21 protein-coding genes are annotated in these 22,013 nt (G+C 65.9%); 16 read left to right on the top strand and 5 right to left on the bottom strand.

What is annotated here, in order from left to right; translation table 11 throughout:
* The first annotated feature begins 8 nt into the window (after positions 1–8).
* Positions 9–851, top strand: a complete 843-nt coding sequence (locus D3877_RS22780; protein ID WP_119833038.1) for a fumarylacetoacetate hydrolase family protein — start codon at positions 9–11, stop codon at positions 849–851.
* Here D3877_RS22780 and D3877_RS22785 read toward each other — a convergent pair.
* Complete coding sequence (locus tag D3877_RS22785) at positions 841–1,536, bottom strand: FadR/GntR family transcriptional regulator (RefSeq protein ID WP_119833039.1); 696 nt, start codon at positions 1,534–1,536, stop codon at positions 841–843. The genes D3877_RS22780 and D3877_RS22785 overlap by 11 nt on opposite strands.
* Before the next feature lie 278 nt (positions 1,537–1,814).
* Here D3877_RS22785 and D3877_RS22790 point away from each other — a divergent pair, with 278 nt between their 5' ends.
* From D3877_RS22790 to D3877_RS22850, 13 genes are all read left to right on the top strand, one after another.
* Positions 1,815–3,389 (top strand): sugar ABC transporter ATP-binding protein, encoded by a 1,575-nt coding sequence (locus tag D3877_RS22790; protein WP_119833040.1) that lies wholly within the window; start codon positions 1,815–1,817, stop codon positions 3,387–3,389.
* Positions 3,386–4,444 (top strand): ABC transporter permease, encoded by a 1,059-nt coding sequence (locus D3877_RS22795; RefSeq protein WP_199720898.1) that lies wholly within the window; start codon positions 3,386–3,388, stop codon positions 4,442–4,444. The genes D3877_RS22790 and D3877_RS22795 overlap by 4 nt, the downstream gene beginning before the upstream one ends.
* Before the next feature lie 79 nt (positions 4,445–4,523).
* Positions 4,524–5,468, top strand: a complete 945-nt coding sequence (locus D3877_RS22800) for an ABC transporter substrate-binding protein (RefSeq protein WP_119833041.1) — start codon at positions 4,524–4,526, stop codon at positions 5,466–5,468.
* A gap of 115 nt (positions 5,469–5,583) precedes the next feature.
* Positions 5,584–6,612 carry an aldo/keto reductase gene (locus tag D3877_RS22805; RefSeq protein ID WP_119833042.1) on the top strand — a complete coding sequence of 343 codons (1,029 nt, stop codon included), beginning with the start codon at positions 5,584–5,586 and terminating at the stop codon, positions 6,610–6,612.
* A 3-nt stretch (positions 6,613–6,615) separates the two neighbouring features.
* Positions 6,616–7,431 carry an amidohydrolase family protein gene (locus D3877_RS22810; protein WP_119833043.1) on the top strand — a complete coding sequence of 272 codons (816 nt, stop codon included), beginning with the start codon at positions 6,616–6,618 and terminating at the stop codon, positions 7,429–7,431.
* An 11-nt stretch (positions 7,432–7,442) separates the two neighbouring features.
* Positions 7,443–7,772, top strand: coding sequence for an L-rhamnose mutarotase (locus D3877_RS22815; RefSeq protein ID WP_119833044.1), 330 nt, complete (start codon positions 7,443–7,445; stop codon positions 7,770–7,772).
* 308 nt (positions 7,773–8,080) lie between these two features.
* Positions 8,081–8,764, top strand: a complete 684-nt coding sequence (locus D3877_RS22820) for an amino acid ABC transporter permease (protein ID WP_119833045.1) — start codon at positions 8,081–8,083, stop codon at positions 8,762–8,764.
* An 11-nt stretch (positions 8,765–8,775) separates the two neighbouring features.
* Entirely contained in the window at positions 8,776–9,429 is a 654-nt protein-coding gene (locus tag D3877_RS22825) for an amino acid ABC transporter permease (protein WP_119833046.1), read from the top strand.
* Between the two features lie 31 nt (positions 9,430–9,460).
* On the top strand, positions 9,461–10,213 hold the full coding sequence (locus tag D3877_RS22830; RefSeq protein WP_199720899.1) for an amino acid ABC transporter ATP-binding protein: 753 nt from the start codon (positions 9,461–9,463) through the stop codon (positions 10,211–10,213).
* A 203-nt stretch (positions 10,214–10,416) separates the two neighbouring features.
* Positions 10,417–11,202: a transporter substrate-binding domain-containing protein gene (locus D3877_RS22835; protein ID WP_119833047.1), complete on the top strand. Its 786-nt coding sequence runs from the start codon at positions 10,417–10,419 to the stop codon at positions 11,200–11,202.
* 77 nt (positions 11,203–11,279) lie between these two features.
* A complete protein-coding gene (locus D3877_RS22840) occupies positions 11,280–12,290 on the top strand; it encodes a zinc-binding alcohol dehydrogenase family protein (protein ID WP_119833048.1) in 1,011 nt (336 codons plus the stop codon).
* 4 nt (positions 12,291–12,294) lie between these two features.
* On the top strand, positions 12,295–13,422 hold the full coding sequence (locus D3877_RS22845) for a mannitol dehydrogenase family protein (RefSeq protein WP_119833049.1): 1,128 nt from the start codon (positions 12,295–12,297) through the stop codon (positions 13,420–13,422).
* A 30-nt stretch (positions 13,423–13,452) separates the two neighbouring features.
* A complete protein-coding gene (locus D3877_RS22850) occupies positions 13,453–14,973 on the top strand; it encodes a UxaA family hydrolase (RefSeq protein ID WP_119833050.1) in 1,521 nt (506 codons plus the stop codon).
* A 31-nt stretch (positions 14,974–15,004) separates the two neighbouring features.
* On the opposite strand, the gene D3877_RS22855 is transcribed toward D3877_RS22850, so the two are convergent.
* Entirely contained in the window at positions 15,005–15,535 is a 531-nt protein-coding gene (locus tag D3877_RS22855) for a hypothetical protein (protein ID WP_199720900.1), read from the bottom strand.
* Between the two features lie 82 nt (positions 15,536–15,617).
* Complete coding sequence (locus D3877_RS22860; protein ID WP_119833177.1) at positions 15,618–16,517, bottom strand: LysR family transcriptional regulator; 900 nt, start codon at positions 16,515–16,517, stop codon at positions 15,618–15,620.
* A gap of 122 nt (positions 16,518–16,639) precedes the next feature.
* Here D3877_RS22860 and D3877_RS22865 point away from each other — a divergent pair, with 122 nt between their 5' ends.
* Together D3877_RS22865 and fghA are read left to right on the top strand one after the other, a co-directional pair.
* On the top strand, positions 16,640–17,758 hold the full coding sequence (locus D3877_RS22865; RefSeq protein WP_119833051.1) for an S-(hydroxymethyl)glutathione dehydrogenase/class III alcohol dehydrogenase: 1,119 nt from the start codon (positions 16,640–16,642) through the stop codon (positions 17,756–17,758).
* Positions 17,759–17,766: 8 nt separating this feature from the next.
* The gene (gene fghA / locus D3877_RS22870) at positions 17,767–18,624 is read left to right on the top strand and encodes an S-formylglutathione hydrolase (RefSeq protein WP_119833052.1); all 858 of its coding nucleotides are present in this window, start codon (positions 17,767–17,769) and stop codon (positions 18,622–18,624) included.
* 91 nt (positions 18,625–18,715) lie between these two features.
* Here fghA and acnB read toward each other — a convergent pair whose 3' ends face one another.
* Together acnB and rraA are read right to left on the bottom strand one after the other, a co-directional pair.
* Positions 18,716–21,310 (bottom strand): bifunctional aconitate hydratase 2/2-methylisocitrate dehydratase, encoded by a 2,595-nt coding sequence (gene acnB, locus D3877_RS22875; protein WP_119833053.1) that lies wholly within the window; start codon positions 21,308–21,310, stop codon positions 18,716–18,718.
* A 201-nt stretch (positions 21,311–21,511) separates the two neighbouring features.
* Positions 21,512–22,006 (bottom strand): ribonuclease E activity regulator RraA, encoded by a 495-nt coding sequence (gene rraA, locus D3877_RS22880; RefSeq protein WP_119833054.1) that lies wholly within the window; start codon positions 22,004–22,006, stop codon positions 21,512–21,514.
* Positions 22,007–22,013 lie beyond the last annotated feature (7 nt).

A 22,013-nucleotide genomic window follows, 5' to 3' on the forward strand; every position in this document is an offset into this window, starting at 1 on the left:
AGCTTACGATGAAACTGTTGCGTTATGGCCAACCGGGGGCCGAGAAGCCGGGCGTTCTGGACAGCGAGGGCCGCATCCGCGACCTGTCGGCCCATGTCGCCGACATCGCGGGCGCGACGCTGTCGCCCGACGGGTTGGCCGCGCTGGCCGCGCTGCCGTTGGACAGCCTGCCCATCGTCGATCCGGCGGTTCGGCTGGGGCCTTGCGTGACCGGGACCGGGAAATTCATCTGCATCGGCCTGAATTACTCCGACCACGCGGCGGAAACCGGCGCGACCGTGCCGACGGAGCCGGTGATCTTCATGAAGGCGACCAGCGCCATTCAGGGGCCGAACGATCCGGTTGAAATCCCGCGCGGCTCGGTCAAGACCGATTGGGAGGTCGAACTCGGCGTCGTCATCGGTAAGACGGCGAAATACGTCTCCGAAGCCGACGCGCTGGACCATGTCGCCGGTTACTGCGTCATCAACGATCTGTCGGAACGCGCCTTTCAGCTTGAGCATCAGGGCCAGTGGACCAAGGGCAAAAGCTGCGACAGCTTCGGCCCGGTCGGCCCCTGGCTGGTGACGAAGGACGAGGTGGCGGACCCGCAGGCGCTTGACATGTGGTTGGAGGTCAACGGCCACCGCTATCAGAACGGTTCGACCCGGACGATGGTCTATGGCGTCGCCTTCGTCGTGTCCTACCTGTCGCGTTTCATGAGCCTGCGCCCCGGCGACATCATTTCCACCGGCACGCCGCCCGGCGTCGGGCTGGGCCAGAAGCCGCCGGTTTATTTGAAGGTGGGCGACCGGATGGAGTTGGGCATCCAGGGCTTGGGCCAGCAGCGCCAGATCTGCGTCAGCTGCTGATCCAGCGGTCGGTCGAGGCCTTCAGGTGCTGGCGCATCGCCGTTTGCGCGGCCAGCGGATCGGCGGCGTCCAGCGCCTGAAGGATCGCCTCATGCTCGTCCAGCGCCGCTTGCCAGGTTTGGCTGCTGTCGAACCGCTCGCGCAGTTGGGAGGAAATCGGGCTGTGGCGTTCGTCGAACAACTCCCCCACCAGCCGCACCAGCACGCTGTTGCCGCTGAGCGCCGCGAGCGTCAAATGGAACTGCTTGTCCTGTTCCACCGGGTGGCCGCCCTGCTCCATCTCCGCCCGCATGCGGGTCAGCGTGTCGCGCAGACGGGCCAGCCCCTCGGCGGTGACGCGGGCGCAAGCCAGCACCACCGCCGACCCTTCGATCACCGCGCGGGCCTGCATCAGCTCCGACGGGCTTTCGCCCAGCGCGGCGGTGGTCGTCGGGGCGGGCCGTTCGGCGGGCGGGCAGACATAGACGCCCGACCCCATGCGAATCTCGACGCTGCCGTCGATCTCCAGCGCGATCAACGCCTCGCGCAGGGATGGGCGTGAGACGCCCAATTGCTGGGCCAGATCGCGTTCGGGCGGCAGGCGGGTTCCCGGAGTGATGGCGTTGCTGGCGATCAGCGCGCGGATCTGGTCGGCCACCTGCTGGTACAGGCGGCGCGTTTCGATGGGTTTGACCAGATTGGACATGCGCGCGGCTCCCGGTGAATTGGCCTTACCATATAGGTTGATTTGGTGATCAACAAGCGCGCCATTGGCGTTTCATGCCGAAGTGATGCCAGAAATCGTATCTTTCACTACATGGTCAAGCCAATTTAGAAATTTTGGTAAATTGGCTTGACCAAAACAATCCGTGCTCCTATCGTTTTCGCCAGGGCCGACCGCGCTGTTTTCCGGGCGGCCCCAAACCACCGAACAGAGTGGGACCGCGCGCAAGCTCAATGGCTTGGCGCAGATTGGGAGGAAGCATGACGCCGTCCACCGTCAGCCGGGCCACGCCCGAATTTCAGAGCGCCGCCATCGGCGCCGAAGTGTTGCGGCTGACCAACGTCAGCAAACATTTCCCCGGCGTGCGCGCGCTTGACGAGGTCTGTTTCGACCTGCGGCGCGGCGAGGTTCACGCGGTGTGCGGGGAAAATGGCGCGGGCAAATCGACCCTGATGAAGATCATTAGCGGCCAGTATCAGCCCGACGGCGGCGGCATCGCCTACAAAGGTGAGGCGCGCCGCTTCGCCAATTCGCTCGACGCCGAACGGGCGGGCATCGCCATCATCCATCAGGAACTGAACCTGATCCCGCATCTGTCGGTGGCCGAAAACATCTATCTGGCGCGCGAACCCAAACGCGGCTGGTTCATCGACCGCGCGACGCTGCGGCGCGACGCGCAGGCCTGTCTGGACCGGCTGGGGGTGGACATCCGGCCCGACGCGCTGGTGAAAAGCCTGTCGGTCGCCCAATGCCAGATGGTGGAAATCGCCAAGGCGCTGTCGCTGAACGCCGAAATCGTCATCATGGACGAGCCGACCTCGTCCCTGACCGAATCCGAAACGGCGCTGCTGTTCCAGGTGATCCACGAGCTGAAGCGGGAGGGGGTGGGCATCGTCTACATCTCCCACCGGCTGGACGAGATGGCGGCGATTGTCGACCGGGTGACGGTGCTGCGCGACGGGCGTTACGTCTCCACCCATGATTTCGCGGCGACCAGCGTGGACGACATCGTCGCCCGCATGGTGGGCCGCTCGCTGGAAGAGAAGTTTCCCGAACGCACCTCGGTTCCGACCGACGAGGTTTTGCTGTCGGTCAGCGGCCTGACCCGCCGGGGCGTCTTCCACGACGTCGGGTTCGAGCTGCGGCGCGGCGAGATTTTGGGCTTTGCCGGGTTGATGGGGGCCGGGCGCACCGAGGTGGCGCGCGCCATTTTCGGGGCCGATCCGCTGGATTCCGGGCGCATCCGGTTGGGCGACCGCGACATCACCGTGCGCAGCCCGCGCGACGCCATCGACCATGGCCTCGCCTATCTGTCGGAAGACCGCAAAAGCCACGGGCTGGCGATCAAAATGTCGGTGGTGCAGAATCTGACGCTCGCCACCATGGACGCGATGTCGAACCGCTTCGGTTTCATTGATTTCGAGGCGGAGGCCAAGGCCGCCAAAACCTACATCGATCTGCTGTCGATCCGCACCCCGTCGCCCCATCAGGTGGCGAAACTGCTGTCGGGTGGCAACCAGCAAAAGATCGTCATTGGCAAATGGCTGCTCCGGCAATCGCGCATCCTGTTCTTTGACGAGCCGACGCGCGGCATCGACGTCGGCGCGAAATTCGCCATCTACCAACTGCTGGACCGGCTGGCCGCGCAAGGCATCGGCGTCGTCCTCATCAGCTCCGAATTGCCGGAGATCTTGGGCCTGACCGACCGCGTCGCCGTGTTCCACGAAGGCTGTCTGACGGCGGTTTTGAACACGCGCGACACCAGCCAGGAAGAGATCATGCATCACGCCTCGGGCCACAGCCGCCCGACCGCGCCGGGAGCCGCAACGCCATGAGCGACATCAGCACCACCACCAACTCAGCCCCCCCATCGGCGCGCGAGCCGGGTGAGCCAAAGGCCCGCATGATGAACGACAAGAAAAAAGACCTGATCCAGAAATTCGCGGCGCTGGCCAGCCTGATGCTGCTGGTCGCCGTGTTCGCGATGACCAGCGACGCCTTTCTCAGCGTCAACAACGGCATGACCATCGCGCTTCAGGTCACGTCCATCGCCTATCTGGGCATTGGCGCCACCTGCGTCATCATCACCGGCGGGATTGATCTGTCGGTCGGCTCCGTGCTGGCGCTGGCCGGGGTGGTGGCGGCGCTGGCGGTTAAGGCCGGGGTTCCGGTGCCGCTGGGCATGGGGCTGGGCATCCTGGTCGGGGCCTTTTGCGGCCTGCTGAACGGCTTGTGCGTCACCCGGCTGAAGCTGCCGCCCTTCATCGCCACGCTGGGCATGATGCTGGTGGCGCGCGGCGTCGCCTTGCAGATCACCGGGGCGCGCGCCGTGTCGGGCCTGGGCGAGTCCTTTGGCGAGTTGGGCAACGGCGCGCTGTTCCGCGTCGTCACCATCGGCGACGACGGGTTCCCCAACGTGGTGTTTCCCGGCATCCCCTACCCGGTCATTTTGATGGTGGTCGCCGCCATCGCCGTCGCGGTGATGCTCAGCCGCACCACGCTGGGCCGTCACATCTACGCCGTCGGCTCCAACGCCGAAGCGGCGCGGCTGTCGGGCGTCAACGTCGCCCGCGTCACCCTTGTCACCTACATCCTGTCGGGCAGTCTGGCCGGTCTGACCGGCTGCGTGCTGATGTCCCGCCTCGTCACCGCCCAACCGAACGAGGGGGTGATGTACGAGTTGGACGCCATCGCCAGCGCGGTCATCGGCGGCACCTCGCTGATTGGCGGGGTCGGCACCATCTCCGGCACGGCGATTGGCGCCTTCGTCATCGGCATTCTGCGCAACGGGTTGAACATGAACGGCGTTTCGGCCTTCACCCAGCAGATCATCATCGGGCTGGTCATTCTGCTGACGGTGTGGATCGACCAGATCCGCAACCGCCGCTGACCCGCCGGTTCTCCATCGCCGCCTTACCATCACCGCCTTCAGTCACCGAACAACCATCAAAAATCTTTGGGAGTGAAACATGCGCAAGATCGTCTCGGCCTGTCTGGTTTCCGTTCTGGCTCTGGCCGCCGGATCGGCGTTGGCCGCCGACAAGGAAATCGCCGTGGTGGTGAAGACCGTGAATTCGACCTTCTGGCAGAATGTGCAGAAGGGCGCGACCGCCGCGCAGAAGGAAGCCAGCGGCTACAGCATGACCTTTCAGGGTCCCGCTTCGGAATCCGCCATCGCCGATCAGGTGAACATGGTGGAAAACGCGGTCAACCGCAAAGTCGCGGGCATCGTGCTGGCCCCGTCCGACCCCGACGCGCTGGTTCCGGCGCTGAAGAAGGCGTGGGAAGCGAAGATCCCGGTGGTGTTGATCGACTCGCAAATCTCCGACAGCGGCAAGCAATATTACCAATCCTTCCTGGCCACCGACAACGAGAAGGCGGGCGAGCTGTGCGCCAAGGCGTTGATCGACAAGGTCGGGACCACCGGCAAGATCGCCGTCATGTCCTACGTCGCCGGGGCGGGGTCGGAGATCGGTCGGGTTGGCGGCTTCACCAAATACATCAAGGCGAATTCCCAGCTTAAGATCGTCGGCCCCTTCTATTCGCAGTCGCAGATGGCGACGGCGCTGAACCAGACCACCGACATGCTGGCCGCCAACCCGGATCTGAAGGGCGTTTTCGGCGCCAACGAGCCGACCGCCATCGGCATGGGCCGCGCCCTGACCCAGGCGGGCAAGGCGGGCCGCGTCGTCGCCGTCGGCTTTGACGGCAACCAGGATCTGCAAGGCTTCGTCAAGGACGGCACGCTGGAGGCCATCGCCGTTCAGGGTTCCTACCAGATGGGCTATCTCGGCGTGCAGAGCATCACGAAGCTGCTGGGCGGCGAGAAAATTCCGAAGTTCCTCGACACCGGCGTGGTGCTGGTCAACAAGGCCAACATCGAGCAGCCGGAAGCCAAGAACGTTCTGTACTGATCGCCCGTTTCCGTCTCCATCCATCCTGAACCGGGCGCGCGTCCATCCCTCTCCCTCGTGACGCGCGCCCGTCTTTTTGCCTACCCCTGTCTTTCCCAACCATGGCGACAGCGACATGACATCCCTTGACGAACGGCGGTCCCTTCCGCGCTCCGGTCTGGCGATTCCGGTTCTTGGGCTGGGCTGCGCCCAGATGGGCGGGCTTTACCGGGCCAGCGCCCCGGCGGAATCCGAGGATGCCGTGGCCTGCGCCTGGGAAAACGGGATCCGCTCTTTCGACACCGCCCCCTATTACGGCTATGGCCGGTCGGAACGCCGGTTGGGCGCGGCGCTGTGCGACTGCCCGCGCGACGAGTTCGTGCTCAGCACCAAGGTCGGGCGCTTGATCCGCCCGAACGCCGACGGCGCGCGGGTGTCGGGGGTGGACGCCAACGGCTGGGCCGATCCGCTGCCCTTCCATCAGGTTTATGATTATTCGCAGGACGGGATTCTGCGGTCGGTCGAGGATTCCTTGCAGCGGCTGGGGCTGGCCCGCATCGACATCCTCTATGTCCATGACATTGGCCGCGTCACCCATGGCGAACGCCACGATCATTATTGGCGGCAATTAACCGACGGCGGCGGCTTCCGCGCGCTCGACGAGTTGCGGCGTGACGGTCGGGTGTCGGCCATTGGGCTGGGGGTGAACGAGTGGGAGGTCGTGCGGGACGCGATGCAGGAAATCGACCTGGATTGCACCATGCTGGCCGGGCGCTACACCCTGTTGGAGCAAGCCAGCCTGTCGCCTTTCCTCGAAAGCTGCGTCGCGGCGGGGCACGCCATCGTCGCCGCCGGGGTGTTCAATTCCGGGATTCTCGTCGGCAACGGCAAGTTCAACTACGCCGACGCCCCGCCCGACATGATCGCGCGGGTCGAGGCGCTGGCCGCCGCCTGCCGTGATTTCAACGTCGAACTGCCCGCCGCCGCCCTGCAATTCCCGCTGGCCCATCCGGCGGTGGCGAGCTGCGTCACCGGCGCGCGCACCCGCGCCCAGTTGGAAACCAACATCGCGTGGTTCCGCAGCCCCATCCCGGCGGATTTCTGGCAGGCGTTGAAAACGCGCGGCCTGATCGACGAAGCCGCGCCGGTTCCGGCGGGAGCCTGAGCCATGGTGATCGACGCGCATCAACATTTCTGGCGGATGGACGTTCGCGCCGGGCAATGGCCGCCGCCCGAATTGGCGGCGATCCACCGCGATTTCCTGCCGCCCGACCTGTCGCCGTTGCTGGCTGAAAGCGGCGTTGATGGCACCATTCTGGTGCAGTCGCTGCCGTCGGTGGACGACACCCGTTTCCTGCTGGATCTGGCCGACCGCCATGGCTTTGTCCGGGGCGTCGTCGGCTGGGTCGATTTGAAGGGCGCGGACGCGCCGTCGCAGATCGCGGCGCTGGCGGCCCACCCGGCGCTCAAGGGCCTGCGCCCGATGCTTCAGGATTTGGAGCCGGAATGGCTGGACGATCCGGCGCTGGATCCGGCCATCGCCGCGATGCAGGCGGCGGGGCTGCGTTTCGACGCGCTGGTCTTGCCGCGCCATCTGCCCGCCCTGCTGCGCTTCGCCCGGCGTTTTCCCGACCTGCCCATCGTCATCGACCATGGGGCCAAGCCGGAGATCGCGCAAGGCGGTTCGCCCGATTGGACCGCCGACATGGCCGCGTTGGCCGACCGGCCCAACCTGTGCTGCAAGCTGTCGGGCTTGTTGACGGAGGCCGGTGCGCGCACGGGCCTCGACGACATCCGCCCCTATGTGGAGACGCTGTTCACCCTGTTCGGACCGGATCGTTTGATCTGGGGCAGCGATTGGCCGGTGCTGCGGCTCGCCGGGGACTATGAGGGTTGGCTGTCTCTGTGCCGGGCGCTGATTCCGCCCAGCGCGCACCCGGCGGTGTTCGGCGACAACGCCCGCCGTTTTTATGGCTTTGAGTGAGGGAGACGCGAATGCAGCGCATGGGCATGGTGATCGGCATCGCGCCGGACAAGATCGACGAGTACCGTCGCCTGCACGCCGCCGTCTGGCCGCAGGTTCTGGCCCGCATCGCCCAATCCAACATCCGCAACTACACGATCTTCCTGCGCGAGCCGGAAAATCTGCTGTTCGGCTGCTGGGAGTATAACGGGGAGGATTTTGATGCCGACATGGCCGCCATCGCCGCCGACCCGGAAACCCAACGCTGGTGGAGCTTTTGCAGCCCCTGCCAAGTCCCCCTGTCCAGCCGCGCGCCGGGCGAACATTGGGCGATGATGGATGAGCTGTTCCATGTGGACTGACAGGTTGGCGCGCGTTTCGCGCTGATTGGCCTTACCAAAAAGAGAATGACCGCGCAAGAAACCTGCGTTCCGACGAAAAATCCCTGAAATTCTCATGGTTTTCGCCTTGGTCAAGCCAATTTAAGAAAATTGGCAAATTGGCTTGACCAAAACAATCCGTCCCCCTATCGTTTCTTCAAGGCCGCCGGAAAGGCGGATCGCGCGGGCCAAACGCCCGCCGCCAAACAGGAGAGGGGGAGGGCCATGCAAGCCGCGTCACCGCGCGAGAATTGTCGCGTCCGCGCTGGGGATCCGCTGAGGATTCCGCTGTGAGTTACCAGTTTGATTTCGCCGCGCTGCTGCCCTATTGGCCGGAATTCGCCATGGGGATGTGGCTGACGCTGCAATTGTCGGCGGTCGCCACCGTGCTTGGCTTCGTCGTCGGCACGTTGTGCGCCATTGGTCGGGCCGATGGGCCGCCCGCCGTCAAATGGGCGGTCGCCGCCTATGTCGAAATCATCCGCAACACGCCGCTGCTGGTTCAGATCTTCCTGGTTTATTTCGGCATCGCCACGCTGGGCGTGCATGTCAGCGCCAACATGGCGGCGGTGGCGGCCCTGGTGGTCAATGTCGGCGCCTACACCAGCGAGATTGTGCGCGCCGGTCTGGAATCGGTGCACAAGGCGCAGTTGGAAGCCGCCGATTGTCTGGGCTTGAGCCGGGCGCAAACCTATTGGCACGTCATCCTGCGCCCCGCCGTGGAGCGGGTCTATCCGGCGCTGACCAGCCAATATGTGTTGCTGATGCTGGCCTCCTCCATCACCTCGCAGATTTCGGCGGAGGAGCTGACGGCGGTCGCCAACCGGGTTCAGTCCGACACCTTCCGCAGCTTTGAAACCTACATCGTCGTCGGGCTTTTGTACCTGCTGCTGTCCTTTGTCGTGCGCGTCGCCTTCTGGCTGTTCGGCATGGGCGTCTTCGCGCGTCGGCGCAAACTCGGCACCGCGCTGTAAGGGGAACCGCCATGCAAAGCTTTGGTCTTATCCATGTCGAGTTTCTCGCCTGGGCGGCGTTGTGGACGGTCGGGCTGTCGCTGATCGCCTTTGTCGGCGGCGGGCTGCTGGGCTTCGCCGTGGCGCTGGCCCGCGTGTCGGGCAGTTTGGCGGTGCGCGCCGCCGCCATCGTCTACATCCAGATTGTGCAGGGAACGCCCCTGCTGATCCTGCTGTTCCTGATCTATTTCGGCGTCGCCGTCGCCGGCTTCAGCGGGGTTCCCGCCATCCTCGCCGCTGGGGCCGGCTTGACCGTCTATTCCTCCGGCTTTCTCGCCGAGATCTGGCGGGGCTGCATCCAATCGGTGCCGAAAACCCAGTGGGAGGCCGCCGAATGTCTGGCCCTGACCCGCTGGCAGCGGATGACGCGGGTGATCCTGCCGCAGGCGCTGCGCATGGCCACGGCGCCCACCGTCGGGTTCCTGGTGCAGATCGTCAAGAACACCTCGCTGGCCTCGGTCGTCGGCTTCGTCGAGCTGTCGCAGGCGGGCAAGCTCATCAACAACTCGATCTTCGAGCCGTTCACGATCTTCGTCACCGTCGCCCTGTTCTACTTCGCCCTCTGTTTCCCGCTCTCGACCTGGAGCCGCAGCCTGGAGAGAAAACTCAATGTCAGCCGTCGCTAAAGCCCCGCGCGCGCAATCGGAGAATTCTCCCATGTCGTCCACCCTGTCGTCCCCCCTGTCGCCCGTCGTCAGCCTGTCCAACGTCCACAAGAGCTTCGGCGCGCTGAAGGTGCTGGACGGCGTGTCCTTCGACGTCGGGGTGGGCGAGGTCGCCGCCATCATCGGCCAATCGGGTTCGGGCAAATCCACCGCGCTGCGCTGCATCAACGCGCTGGAAACCATCCAGCAGGGCACGATCCAGGTCTGCGGCCACGCCATCCACGACCCGGCGCTCGACCGCCGCGCGCTGCGCCGCGACGTCGGCATCGTCTTTCAAAGCTACAACCTGTTCCCGCATCTGACGGTCGAACAGAACATCATGCTGGCCCCGACCTGCGTGAAGGCGCTGTCCAAGGGGGAGGCCCGCGATCTGGCGCGCGAGGTGCTGTCTCACGTCGGGTTGGAGGCGAAGGCCGACCAATATCCCGAACAGCTCTCCGGCGGGCAGCAGCAGCGCGTCGCCATTGCCCGCTCGCTGGCCATGCGGCCCAAGCTGATGCTGTTCGACGAGGTGACGTCCGCCCTCGACCCCCAACTGACGGGGGAGGTGCTGAAGGTCATGGAGACGCTGGCGCGCGAGGGGATGACCATGATCCTCGTCACCCACGAAATGGCCTTCGCCCGCAAGGTCGCCTCGAAAGTCGTTTACATGCATCAGGGCCGCGTCTGGGAAACCGGAACCGGCGCGATGCTCGACGATCCGCAAACGCCGGAATTGCGCGCCTTCATCGGCAACGGGCTTTGACGCGAACACGGAGAAACACAGGGGTCCGTCGTCATCCCCGCGAAGGCGGGGATCCAGAGTTTGCGGGGCGAACCCTATGGATACGTCTGGATCCCCGCCTTCGCGGGGATGACGGATCCATAGGTGGATTTCCACGCGTTGGCGCGTGTCATCGTGCCCGCGCGACCCATCAAAAACAAACAAACGCCACACAGGAGGATTCCATGAATCGCAGGATGTTCGTCGCCGCCGCCGGGTTCGCCCTGCTCGCCGCCGCCGCCGTTCCGGCGCTGGCCGACAGCCTGGACGCCATCAAGGCCAGCAAGACGCTGCGCATCGCGCTTGATCTCGGCTCGCCGCCCTTCGGCATGAACGACGCGTCGATGCAGCCGACCGGCTCCGACGTGGAAAGCGCCAAGCTGCTGGCCGCCGATCTCGGCTACACGCTCGATCTCGTGCAAGTGACCAGCCCGAACCGCGTGCCCTTCCTGCTGACCGGCAAGACCGATCTGGTGATGGCGTCCTTCAGCATCAGCGAAGAGCGCAAGAAGGTCATCGACTTTTCCGATCCCTACGGCGTGATCCAGATCGTCATCGCCGCGCCGAAAAGCGTGACGATCAAGGATTTGAAGGACGTCGTCGGCAAGCGCCTTGGCACCACGCGCGGCTCGACCAACGACAAGGAAGTCACCGCCCAGGCGCAAGGGGCGGAGATGGTGCGTTACGACGACGACGCCACCCTCATCACCGCGCTGATTTCCGGGCAGGTGAACATCATGGCGTCCTCGCCGCAGACCATGGCCTCGGTCAACGCCCGCCGCCCGAACGACCCGTTGGAGGTCAAGCTGGTGGTCAAAACCAACCCCTACGCCATCGGCATCCGCAAGGGCGACGACGCCCTGCGCGCGGTGGTCAATGAGTGGGTCCACGCCAATTTGCGCAACGGCAAGCTGGACGCGATTTACAAGAAATACAACGGCGTCGGCCTGCCCGCCGAGATGCTGAACTGACCCAACCCGTCGCCGGGGGACGCGCCTCGCGCCGCGTTCCCCGGCCCCTCCGCCCTTTTTCCTGTCGAGGCTTTCTCATGCTGACCGTCATTTGCGACACCCCCGGCGCGCTGCGCGCGGAAACCCGAGCCAAGCCGACGCGCGGCGACGGGGAGATTCTGCTGCGGGTGAAGCGCGTCGGCGTCTGCGGCACCGATCTGCACATCTTCACCGGCAACCAGCCCTATTTGCAGTACCCCCGCGTCATGGGCCATGAGCTGTCCGGCATCGTCGAGGAGGCGCCGGACGGCAGCCGCTTGGCGGCGGGCGACCCGGTGTTCGTCATGCCCTATCTGTCCTGCGGCGCCTGCCACGCCTGCCGCCAGGGCAAAACCAACTGCTGCCAGAACATCCAGGTTTTGGGCGTTCACCGCGACGGCGCCTTCACCGAATATCTCAGCCTGCCCGAAGCCTTCGTGCACAAGGCCGACGGCATCACGCTGGATCAGGCGGCGATGCTGGAGTTCCTCGCCATCGGCGCGCACGCCGTCCGGCGCGGGCAGGTCGAGGCCGGGCAGCGCGTTCTGGTCGTCGGGGCCGGCCCCATCGGCATGGCGGTGGCGATCTTCGCGGGGCTGCGCGGCGCCGCCGTCACCCTGCTGGACGGGCGCGCGGATCGGCTGGCCTTTGGCCGCGCCCATCTGCCCATCGCCGCCGCCGTCCAACTCAGCCCGACCGACGAGGCCGAATTGTCGGCGCTGACCGACGGGGTGTTTTTCGACCGGGTGTTCGACGCCACCGGCAACCCCAAGGCGATGGAGCGCGGCTTCCAATTCGTCGCCCATGGCGGCACCTATGTGCTGGTGTCCATCGTCGGCGCGACCATCGGCTTTTCCGATCCCGAATTCCACAAGCGGGAAATGACGCTGATGGGCAGCCGCAACGCGACGGTGGAGGATTTCGACACCGTGTTGACGGCGATGCGGGCGGGCCAAATCCCCGACGCCGCGCTGAACACCCACCGGATGACGCTGGCCGAGGTGCCGGAGCTGTTCGCCGATCTGCTGGCCCCGTCCGCCGGGGTGGTCAAGGCGCTGGTGGAGTGCTGAGACGATGACCGACGCCACCCCGATCCTGCAATTCGGCACCAGCCGTTTCCTGCAAGCCCACGCCGACCTGTTCGTGTCCGAAGCGCTGGAACGGGGGGAGGCGCTGGGCCGCATCGCCGTGGTGCAGACGACCGACAGCGCCGACAGCGCCACCCGAATCGCCGCGCTGGCGGATGGCGCCGGTTATCCGGTGCGGGTGCGCGGGCGGCACAACGGCGCGGTGATTGATGCGGAACAGCGCTGCCACGCCGTCGCCGCCGCCTTTCAGGCGCAACGCGATTGGCGGCGCCTGCGCGACTTGGCGGCGGGGGAGGTTCGGGTCATCCTGTCGAACACCGGCGACCGGGGCTATCATTTGGATCCCGCCGACGGGCCGTCGCTGCTCGACCAGCCCGACCAAGCCCCGCGCAGCTTTCCGGCCAAGCTGCTGGTTCTGCTGCATCACCGTTGGCGGAACGGGGCGGCGCCCCTGTCGCTGTTTCCCTGCGAATTGGTGTCGCGCAACGGCGACCAGTTGAAGCGGATCGTCGGCGATCTCGCCGCCGCCTGGGGCCTGCCCGACGCCTTTTTGCGCTATCTGTCCGAGGATTGCCGCTGGGCCAACAGTCTGGTGGACCGCATCGTGTCGGAGCCGTTGCGCCCGGTCGGCGCGGTGGCCGAACCCTACGCCCTGTGGGCCATCGAACGGCAAGACGGTTTGACTCTGCCTTGCACTCACCCGGCGATCCAACTGGTGGACGAGCTGGCCCCGGTGGAGCGGTTGAAGCTGCATCTGCTCAACCTTGGTCACACCTGGCTGGCCGACGGCTGGCTGAGGGAGGGGCGCGCGCCGGAGGAAACCGTGTTCCAGGCGATGAACGCCACGGCCATCCGCGACGATCTGGAAGCGCTGTGGCGGGAGGAGGTCTTGCCGGTCTTCGCCGCGCTGGGCCAGGGGGCGGAGGCCGAAGCCTACCGCGACAGCGTGCGCGACCGTTTCCTCAATCCCTTCCTGGATCACCGTTTGGCCGACATCGCGCAAAACCACGCCGACAAGATCCAACGCCGTCTGGCCCCTGTTGTGGCGCTGGCCGCCGATTTGTCTCTGTCCATCCCGCAGGCGCGTTTGCGCGCCGCCCTGACCCGCCTCTAACCTGACCCGCCTCAAAAGGACGCCGAACCGATGACCGCGCCCGCTCTCATCCTGCTGAACCCCGCCGATTCCGTCGCCGTCGCCACCCGCGAGATTGCGGCGGGAAGCCCCGTGCAGGTCGGCGATTTCACCGGCGTGGCGCGCGACGCCATCCCCAGCGGCCACAAGATCGCGCTGCGGGCGCTCGACCTTGGCGCGCCGGTGCTGAAATACGGGCAGGTCATCGGCAGCGTGACGCAGCCGATCGAGGCGGGCGCGCATGTCCATGTCCACAATCTGGGCATGGGCGACGCCCGGCTCGACGAGGCCATCGGCGGCGCCTACCAACCAACGACGGTGACGGAGGACGCGACGTTTCAGGGCATCGTCCGCTCGTCCGGCAAAGTCGGCACGCGCAATTACATCGGCGTCATCGCCAGCGTGAATTGCTCCGCCACCGTCTGCCGCTACATCGCCGAAGCCTTCAAGGGCGACGCGCTGGCCGAGTTTCCCAACGTTGACGGCGTCGTCGCCATCACCCACGGCAGCGGTTGCGGCATGAGCGGCAGCGGCGAGGGGCTGGCGATCCTGCGCCGCACCCTGCGCGGCTACGCCGATCACCCGAACTTCGCCGGAATCCTGCTGATCGGCCTGGGTTGCGAGGTCAACCAGCTCGCCCCGCTGGCCGACAGCCTCGCTCCGCGCCCCGAGGGTCTGCTCGCCCGCCTGACCATCCAGGACGAGGGCGGCACCCGCGAAACGGTGGAGCGCGGCGTCGCCCTGGTCAAGGCCATGCTGCCCGCCGCCAACGCCGTCACCCGCCAGACGGTTCCGGCGCGTCATCTGACGGTCGGGCTGCAATGCGGCGGTTCCGACGGCTATTCCGGCATCACCGCCAACCCGGCCTTGGGCGCGGCGGTCGATCTGCTGGTGCGGCAGGGCGGCACCGCCATCCTGTCGGAAACGCCGGAGATTTACGGGGCCGAGCATCTGTTGACCGCGCGCGCCGCCAGCCCGGCCATCGCCGACAAGCTGCTGGGGCAAATCCGTTGGTGGGAGGACTACACCCGGATGCACAAGGGCGACATGAACAACAACCCGTCCCCCGGCAACAAGGCGGGCGGCATCACCACCATTCTGGAAAAATCGCTGGGCGCGGTGGCCAAAGCGGGCGGCACTGGGTTGATGGGCGTGGTCGATTACGCCGAACCGGCGGCGCCCCAGGGTCTGGTCTTCATGGACACGCCCGGTTACGACCCGGTGTCGGCGACCGGGCAGGTGGCGGGCGGGGCGACGTTGATCTGCTTCACCACCGGGCGCGGATCGACCTATGGCTGCAAGCCGACCCCCTCGCTGAAGCTCGCCACCAACAGCGCGCTGTTCCGGCGCATGAGCCTGGACATGGATTTCAACGCCGGAATCATCCTGGACGATGGCGTCAGCGTCGCCGAAGCCGGGGCGGCGCTGTTCCAACTGATGCTCGACACCGCGTCCGGCGCGCCCACCCGCAGCGAGGCGCACGGCATGGGCGACAACGAGTTCGTGCCCTGGCAGTTGGGCGCGGTGATGTGACGGGGGGCAAGAGCCGGGGCGTCGCGGCGGATCAGTGAAGCAGCCGGGCGCCGGGGTCGGTTCGGGCCATCCGCCGGGATTGCGGGAAGTCGATCACCCGACCGGCGTCCGAAGCGTGCTCGCGCGGCGTCGGCAGAGACAGACCAGCCCGTTCCAGCGCGTGGGCCAGGATGCACAGCGGGGCCAGCGCCATGCGGACCCCCGACATCGCCAGCCAATCCGCCAGCAAAACCCCGGCGTCGCCGTGCCGGTCCTGTTGGATCAGGCGGATCATGCCCAGCAACCGCGCCTCGTCGGTTCCCAGCGACGGGCAGGTCGGGCGGTGGACGTCCAGCGGGCGCAGCGCGGCGGCGATGGTGACGCGCATCACCGTGTCGAAGGCGACCGCCGCGTCGTTGGACAGTCCGGCGGCGGTCAAGCCGTCTTGCCAATGCGGATGCGCCTTTTCGGGATCCCGCAACGGTTCGGCCCACAGGCGCAAGGTCATCACCACCAGATTTTCCGCCGTCTTGAGTTCGGCAAGGCGCTTGCGGTGGTCGGTGAAGGTGGGGGTGGTCGGCATCGACGGCTCCTGTTCAGGGTGAACGGGAGGGAGCGTAAAATGCGGGCGCTCTAATTGCAAATCATTCTTAATAGCGATTCTGTCAGCGATATTCGGGCCGCCGCGCCAACCCTTCCTTCAAATGGCGGATGGCGGCGTGGACCTTGGGCGGGGCGTGACGCTTTTGCGGGTAAACGGCCCAAACGGCGGTGTTGGGTGGAATGTGCTGGGGCAGCAGCGAGACCAGCCGCCCATCGGCGATGGGGGCCTTGACGTAATAATCGGGCAATTGGCAGAGGCCAAAGCCGCGCAGCGCGGCGTCCAGCACCGAAAAACCGCTGTTGCAGCGCCAACGCCCGCGTGGGCGGAACAGCCAATCCCGCCCGCCATCGTCGAACAGCCAATGGTCAGCGGTGCCGATCAGGCACTCATGCGCGGCCAAATCGGTCAGGCTGGCTGGCGCGCCGTGCCGGGCCAGATAGGCGGGGGCGGCGCACAGATGCATGACGCGCGGCGCGACGCGGGTGGCGACCAGACTGGAATCGCCCAACCGCCCCAACCGGATCGCCAGATCGAAGCCCTCCTGCACCAGATCCAGCGGGCGATTGGTCAAGTCGATCTCGACGCTCAGCAGCGGATGACGCTCCATCAGGTCGTTGACCAGCGGAACGACGAATTGCTCGCCATAGGCGGTGGCGCAGGTCATGCGCAGCAACCCCTTGACCGCGCCCTCGCCGCCGCCCTGAAGATCGCCGATGGCCAGAACCGCCTCGTCGCGCTCGTCGATCAGGCGCTGGCAGCGGGCGAAAAAGGCCCGACCGCTTTCGGTCAGGCTGACCTTGCGGGTGGTGCGATAGAACAGGCGGGCCTGCAAGCGATCCTCCAGCCGCGCCACGCTGCGGCTGACGTGGGAGGAGGAGACGCGCAACCGTTCCGCCGCGCGGGAAAAGCTGCCGGTGTCGGCCACCGCCACAAACTCGTCGATGCCGTCCCAGCCGCTCATGCCGCGCCCCATTGTCCCTGTATGGCAAAAATCTATCCCTGAATTCGCCGTTTTGGCAATGACCGCCGCCGGTTTACACTGGCGGTCAACGCCGTTGTTTTTGCTTTGGGAAGGAAACCCGCATGGTCCTGTCACGCGCCGCCGTCGCTTGGGAAGCCAACCGTCCGTTGGAAATCGAAGAGGTCGAGGTGGCCGCCCCCAAGGCGGGCGAGGTGATGGTCCGCATCGTCGCCACCGGCGTTTGCCACACCGACGCCTACACCCTGTCGGGCAAGGATTCCGAAGGCATTTTCCCCTGCATCCTCGGTCATGAAGGCGGCGGCGTGGTGGTGGAGGTTGGGCCGGGCGTGACCTCCGTCGCCGTCGGCGACCATGTGATTCCGCTCTACACGCCCGAATGCGGAAAATGCAAATTCTGCCTGTCGGGCAAGACCAACCTGTGCCAAGCGATCCGCGCCACCCAGGGCAAGGGCCTGATGCCCGACGGCACCAGCCGTTTTTCGCTGAAGGGGCAATCCATCGCCCATTACATGGGCACCTCGACCTTCTCCGAATACACCGTGCTGCCGGAAATCGCGCTGGCCAAGATCAACAAGGCGGCGCCGCTGGAAAAGGTCTGCCTGTTGGGTTGTGGCGTCACCACCGGCATGGGCGCCGTCATGAACACGGCGAAGGTGGAACCGGGATCGACCGTCGCCATCTTCGGTCTGGGCGGCATCGGCCTGTCGGCGATCATCGGCGCGACCATGGCCAAGGCCTCGCGCATCATCGGCATCGACATCAACGAATCGAAGTTCGAGATCGCCAAACAGTTGGGCGCCACCGACGTCGTCAACCCGAAGAATTTCGACCGCCCGATCCAAGAGGTTCTGGTCGAGATGACCGACGGCGGCGTCGATTACTCGTTTGAGTGCATCGGCAACGTCAACGTCATGCGCGCCGCCCTGGAATGCTGCCACAAGGGCTGGGGCGAGTCGGTCATCATCGGCGTCGCCGGGGCGGGCGAGGAGATTTCCACCCGGCCCTTCCAGCTCGTCACCGGGCGGGTGTGGCGCGGCTCGGCCTTTGGCGGCGTGCGCGGGCGCAGCGAGCTGCCGGGTTATGTGGATCGCTATCTGGCGGGCGAGTTTGAACTCGACACCTTCATCACCCACACCATGGGTCTGGACCGCATCAACGAGGCGTTCGATCTGATGCATGAGGGCAAGAGCATCCGGTCGGTCATCCTCTACAACCAGTGAGTCCAATCATGACCGGGGATGTCACCCAACTGTCGGAAACCCGCGTGTTCGGCGGGCGTCTGCTGCGGCTTCGCCATGAATCGGCGACGCTGGGCTGCGCCATGACCTTCGCCCTGTTCTTGCCGCCGCAGGTTGACGCGGCGGCGGGGGCGACGGTTCCGGCGCTTTATTGGCTGTCCGGCCTGACCTGCACCGACGAGAATTTTTGCCAAAAGGCCGGAGCCTTCCGGTTGGCGGCGGAACTCGGCCTCGCCATCGTCGCGCCGGACACCAGCCCGCGAGGGGAGGGCGTGCCGGGCGATCCCGATGGCGCGTGGGATTTCGGCTTGGGCGCCGGTTTCTATGTGGACGCGACCGAACAGCCTTGGGCGGCGCATTACCGCATGCATGATTACGTGACGCGGGAGTTGCCGGCACTGGTGGAGCGCGCCTTCCCGCTCAACGACCGGCGGTCGATCTCCGGCCATTCGATGGGCGGGCATGGCGCGCTGGTCTGCGCGCTGCGCCATCCTGGTTTCTATCGCTCGGTGTCGGCCTTCGCACCCATCGTCAACCCGGCGGCTGTGCCCTGGGGGGAAAAGGCGTTGGGGCGTTATCTCGGCCCGGATCGAGCGCGTTGGGCGGAGTGGGACGCCTGCGCCCTGATCGCCAACGCGACGGAGCGGTTGCCGATCCTGATCGACCAGGGCGAGCGCGACAGCTTCCTGGAAACGCAGTTGAAGCCGCAAAAGCTCGTCGCGGCGGCGGAGGCGGTCGGCCATCCGCTGACGCTGCGGATGCAGCCGGGCTACGACCACAGCTATTTCTTCATCGCCAGCTTCATCGACGACCATCTGCGCCACCACGCGGCGGCGTTGCTGGGGTAAAACCCGCCAAATCATGGATCGCCGCCGAGCAAAAACCCCCGCCGGATCGCTCCGGCGGGGGTTTTCATTCAACGAGTCACATGGGACCGTGTCAGGCGACCTTGACCTCGACCGTGTCGGCGACGTCCTGGAACGCCGGGATTTGGTCGAAGTTCATGTAGCGATAGACTTCGTCGGACTTGGCGTTCAGGACGCTGACCTGGGCCAGATACTCTTCGGTGGTCGGGATCTTGCCCAGCAGCGCCGCGACGGCGGCCAGTTCGGCCGACGACAGATAGACGCGGGTGTCGATGCCCAGACGGTTGGGGAAGTTGCGGGTCGAGGTGGAGACGGCGGTCGAACCCTTGCGGACCTGCGCCTGATTGCCCATGCACAAGCTGCAACCCGGCATTTCCATGCGCGCGCCCGCCTTGCCCAGCGTGGCGTAATAGCCTTCCTCGCTCAGCATCATCGCGTCCATCTTGGTCGGCGGGGCGATCCACAGACGGGTCGGGATGTCCGACTTGCCGTTGAGGATCTTCCCGGCGGCGCGGAAATGGCCGATGTTGGTCATGCAGGAGCCGATGAACACCTCGTCGATCTTGTCGCCCGCGACTTCGGAAAGCGTCTTCACGTCGTCCGGGTCGTTCGGGCAGGCCAGGATCGGTTCCTTGATGTCGGCCAGATCAATGTCGATCACCGCCGCGTATTCGGCGTCGGCGTCCGGCTGCAACAGTTGCGGATCGGCGATCCACGCCTCCATCGCGTTGATGCGACGCTCCAGGGTGCGCTTCTCGGCATAGCCGCTGGCGATCATCCACTTCATCAGCGTGATGTTCGAGGTCATGTATTCGATGATCGGCGCCTTGTCGAGGCGCACGGAGCAACCCGCCGCCGACCGTTCCGCCGAGGCGTCGGACAGCTCGAACGCCTGCTCCACCTTCAGATCCGGCAGACCTTCGATTTCCAGGATGCGGCCGGAGAAGATGTTCTTCTTGCCCTTCTTCTCGACCGTCAGCAGGCCCGCCTTGATGGCGTAGAGCGGGATGGCGTTGACGAGGTCGCGCAGGGTGACGCCCGGCTGCATCGCGCCCTTGAAGCGGACCAGAACCGATTCCGGCATGTCGAGCGGCATGACGCCGGTGGCGGCGGCGAAGGCCACCAGACCCGAACCCGCCGGGAAGGAGATGCCGATGGGGAAACGGGTGTGGCTGTCGCCGCCGGTGCCGACGGTGTCGGGCAGCAGCAGGCGGTTCAGCCAGGAGTGGATGACGCCGTCGCCGGGGCGCAGGGCGACGCCGCCACGGGTCGAGATGAAGGCGGGCAGCTCATGGTGCGTCTGCACGTCCACCAGCTTGGGATAAGCGGCGGTGTGGCAGAAGGACTGCATGACCAGATCGGCGGAGAAGCCCAGGCAAGCCAGATCCTTCAGCTCGTCGCGGGTCATCGGGCCGGTGGTGTCCTGCGACCCCACGGTGGTCATCTTCGGCTCGCAATAGGTGCCGGGACGCACGCCCGTGCCTTCCGGCAGGCCGCAGGCGCGACCGACCATCTTCTGCGCGAGGCTGAAGCCCTTGCCGGTGTCGGCGGGGATCGCCGACTGGCGGAACAGGGTGGAGGCGGGCAGGCCCAGCGCGTCGCGGGCGCGGCCGGTCAGGCCACGGCCAATGATGAGCGGGATGCGGCCACCGGCGCGCACTTCATCGAAAATCACGTCCGACTTGACGGTGAATTCGGCGATGACCTCGCCGTTCTTCAGCGCCTTGCCGTCATAGGGGCGCAGTTCGATCACGTCGCCCATGTCCATCTTGCTGACGTCCAGCTCGATGGGCAGCGCGCCCGCGTCTTCCATGGTGTTGTAGAAAATCGGGGCGATCTTGTTGCCCAGGCAAACGCCGCCGAAACGCTTGTTCGGGACGAACGGGATGTCTTCGCCGGTGAACCACAGAACCGAGTTGGTCGCCGATTTGCGCGAGGAGCCGGTGCCGACCACGTCGCCGACATAGGCGACCAGATTGCCCTTTTCCTGCAACTTGGCCAACTGCTTGACGGAACCGCGCACGCCGGGTTCATCGGGTTCGATGCCGGGGCGCGCGTTCTTCAGCATCGCCAGGGCGTGCAGGGGGATGTCGGGGCGCGACCACGCGTCCGGGGCGGGCGACAGATCGTCGGTGTTGGTTTCGCCCGTCACCTTGAAGACGGTCAGCGTCAGCGATTCCGGGACTTCCGGGCGCGAGGTGAACCATTCGGCGTCGGCCCACGACTTCAGCACGGCGACCGCGTTGGCGTTGCCCGCGTCGGCCAGCGCCTTCACGTCGTGGAAGAAATCGAACACCAGCAGGGTCTTCTTCAGACCGTTCGCCGCCGTCGCGCCGCATTCGGCGTCGGACAGCAGGTCGATCAACGGCTGAACGTTGAAGCCGCCGAGCATGGTGCCCAGCAGTTCCGTCGCCTTGACGTTGGAAATCAGCGGGCTGCTGTCCGCGCCCTTGGCGACGGCGGCCAGGAAACCGGCCTTGACGCGGGCGGCGTCGTCCACGCCCGCCGGGACGCGGTGGGTGATGAGGTCGAGGAGGAACGCCTCCTCGCCCGCCGGGGGGGCCTTCAGCAGGTCGATCAGCTCGGCCGTCTGCTTGGCGGACAAGGGCAGAGCCGGAATTCCAAGGGCGGCGCGTTCGGCCGCATGCTGACGGTAAGCTTCGAGCACGGCTGGGTTCCTCATAATGAAAGGCCGCCCTTTGGGTGAACACCGGCAGACGGCCCGCTTGAACTCACGGTGATTATATATCCCCGCTCAAATCAAAGAGCAAGGGGCCGCGCCCGTTCCGACACAGAGATCAGTCCGAACAAAGCGCGGCTTTTCTTCTGGTATTACCTGTCTCTGGTAGGACCATTTCAGCCAATCGCCTTATTTCAAGCTTGCGGCTTGTTCGGCGGTCAACAGAACGACGCCATCCTCGTCGGCGAACAGCGCGTCGCCGGGATTGACCAGCGCGCCCGGCAGTTCGACCGGGACATCGACCAGCCCCTGGTCGCGCCGGGTGGAGGCGCGCGGCATCGACGCCAGCGCCTTGATTCCCAGATCGAGTTTTTGCAATTCGGCGACGTCGCGCACGCAACCCCAGATGACGACGCCCGCCCAGCCGTTCTTGACGGCGGAGGCGGCGATCATGTCGCCCATCAGGGCGCAGCGCAGGCTGCCCGCGCCATCGACCACCAGAACCTTGCCGGCGCCCGGCGTGGCCAGCAGTTCTTTGACCCGCGAATTGTCGTCCACGCATTTGACGGTGACGACGGTCCCGGAAAAGCGCGTGACCGCGCCGAAATCCCGCAGCCCCGGCTGAAGGAAGCGGGCGGAGTCCTTGAAGGTGTCGAACAGATCGCAGGTGGCGACAAACGGCATTTCGGCG

Origin of the sequence: Azospirillum cavernae, from assembly GCF_003590795.1 — a bacterium.
Lineage (GTDB): Bacteria > Pseudomonadota > Alphaproteobacteria > Azospirillales > Azospirillaceae > Azospirillum > Azospirillum cavernae.

Coding starts and splice junctions, on each gene's coding strand:
- D3877_RS22860 (WP_119833177.1), bottom strand. CDS start 16,517: ATGAGCGGCTGGGACGGCATCGACGAGTTTGTGGCGGTGGCCGACACC.
- D3877_RS22785 (WP_119833039.1), bottom strand. CDS start 1,536: ATGTCCAATCTGGTCAAACCCATCGAAACGCGCCGCCTGTACCAGCAG.
- D3877_RS22825 (WP_119833046.1), top strand. CDS start 8,776: ATGCAAAGCTTTGGTCTTATCCATGTCGAGTTTCTCGCCTGGGCGGCG.
- D3877_RS22805 (WP_119833042.1), top strand. CDS start 5,584: ATGACATCCCTTGACGAACGGCGGTCCCTTCCGCGCTCCGGTCTGGCG.
- D3877_RS22835 (WP_119833047.1), top strand. CDS start 10,417: ATGAATCGCAGGATGTTCGTCGCCGCCGCCGGGTTCGCCCTGCTCGCC.
- D3877_RS22840 (WP_119833048.1), top strand. CDS start 11,280: ATGCTGACCGTCATTTGCGACACCCCCGGCGCGCTGCGCGCGGAAACC.
- D3877_RS22855 (WP_199720900.1), bottom strand. CDS start 15,535: ATGCCGACCACCCCCACCTTCACCGACCACCGCAAGCGCCTTGCCGAA.
- fghA (WP_119833052.1), top strand. CDS start 17,767: ATGACCGGGGATGTCACCCAACTGTCGGAAACCCGCGTGTTCGGCGGG.
- D3877_RS22845 (WP_119833049.1), top strand. CDS start 12,295: ATGACCGACGCCACCCCGATCCTGCAATTCGGCACCAGCCGTTTCCTG.
- D3877_RS22810 (WP_119833043.1), top strand. CDS start 6,616: ATGGTGATCGACGCGCATCAACATTTCTGGCGGATGGACGTTCGCGCC.
- D3877_RS22800 (WP_119833041.1), top strand. CDS start 4,524: ATGCGCAAGATCGTCTCGGCCTGTCTGGTTTCCGTTCTGGCTCTGGCC.
- D3877_RS22865 (WP_119833051.1), top strand. CDS start 16,640: ATGGTCCTGTCACGCGCCGCCGTCGCTTGGGAAGCCAACCGTCCGTTG.
- D3877_RS22850 (WP_119833050.1), top strand. CDS start 13,453: ATGACCGCGCCCGCTCTCATCCTGCTGAACCCCGCCGATTCCGTCGCC.
- D3877_RS22780 (WP_119833038.1), top strand. CDS start 9: ATGAAACTGTTGCGTTATGGCCAACCGGGGGCCGAGAAGCCGGGCGTT.
- D3877_RS22830 (WP_199720899.1), top strand. CDS start 9,461: ATGTCGTCCACCCTGTCGTCCCCCCTGTCGCCCGTCGTCAGCCTGTCC.
- D3877_RS22815 (WP_119833044.1), top strand. CDS start 7,443: ATGCAGCGCATGGGCATGGTGATCGGCATCGCGCCGGACAAGATCGAC.
- rraA (WP_119833054.1), bottom strand. CDS start 22,006: ATGCCGTTTGTCGCCACCTGCGATCTGTTCGACACCTTCAAGGACTCC.
- D3877_RS22795 (WP_199720898.1), top strand. CDS start 3,386: ATGAGCGACATCAGCACCACCACCAACTCAGCCCCCCCATCGGCGCGC.
- D3877_RS22790 (WP_119833040.1), top strand. CDS start 1,815: ATGACGCCGTCCACCGTCAGCCGGGCCACGCCCGAATTTCAGAGCGCC.